Below are 907 nucleotides of genomic sequence, written 5' to 3' on the forward strand. Positions count from 1 at the left end.
GCCAGCCGCCGAAGGTGGGGTAGATGATTGGGGTGAAGTCGTAACAAGGTAGCCGTATCGGAAGGTGCGGCTGGATCACCTCCTTTCTATGGAGTCCATGATGACTGTAGGTCATCGGACATAAGCAACTAACAGTTGCACAATAGTTGACAACGGACATCGACGAACTCGATGTAACAGTTGCAGCGCCACTCACTCGTTGGTCAGTTTTGAGAAGACAACTCTCTATTCGTTTGGTGATGATGGCGGAGGGGAACCACGCGTTCCCATCTCGAACACGACCGTTAAGCCCTCCAGCGTCGATGGTACTTGAACCGAAGGGTTCTGGGAGAGTAGAACGTCGCCAAGCGAACCCCTTTATGGGGTTGCAAGTTTCACAATGCGGGCCCTTAGCTCAGCTGGTTAGAGCGCACCCCTGATAAGGGTGAGGTCGGTGGTTCGAGTCCACTAGGGCCCACCATTTCTCGAAATGGATAATTTCATATTATGGGGCCATAGCTCAGCTGGGAGAGCGCCTGCCTTGCAAGCAGGAGGTCAGCGGTTCGATCCCGCTTGGCTCCACCAATAATGCAATACGATTGTTCCTTGAAAACTAGATAACGAAACGAAATGCGTAGAGCAATACAACGTGTATTAGCATGGTTAAGCTAATAAGAGCACACGGAGGATGCCTAGGCGCTAGGAGCCGAAGAAGGACGTGGCGAACGACGAAATCGCCTCGGGGAGCCGTAAGCAGGCTTTGATCCGGGGATATCCGAATGGGGAAACCCAGCTGAGGTAATTCTCAGTTACTCACATCTGAATACATAGGGTGTGCAGAGGCATACGAGGGGAACTGAAACATCTAAGTACCCTCAGGAGAAGAAAACAAAAGTGATTCCGTCAGTAGCGGCGAGCGAAAGCGGAA

Annotated in this window: 2 tRNA genes and 3 rRNA genes; all 5 read left to right on the forward strand. The window is 51.7% G+C overall.

Features of this window, described 5'->3' with window-relative positions:
* A 16S ribosomal RNA gene (locus N0M98_RS33690) occupies nucleotides 1–86 on the forward strand; the annotation flags it as partial.
* Nucleotides 87–232: 146 nt separating this feature from the next.
* A 5S ribosomal RNA gene (rrf, locus tag N0M98_RS33695) occupies nucleotides 233–349 on the forward strand.
* Between the two features lie 34 nt (nucleotides 350–383).
* A tRNA-Ile gene (locus N0M98_RS33700) sits at nucleotides 384–460 on the forward strand.
* A 28-nt stretch (nucleotides 461–488) separates the two neighbouring features.
* Nucleotides 489–564: transfer RNA gene (locus N0M98_RS33705), tRNA-Ala, on the forward strand.
* A 76-nt stretch (nucleotides 565–640) separates the two neighbouring features.
* Nucleotides 641–907, forward strand: a 23S ribosomal RNA gene (locus tag N0M98_RS33710); the annotation flags it as partial.

The organism is Paenibacillus doosanensis, assembly GCF_025060755.1.
In the GTDB taxonomy this organism is placed as follows: Bacteria; Bacillota; Bacilli; order Paenibacillales; family NBRC-103111; genus Paenibacillus_S; species Paenibacillus_S doosanensis.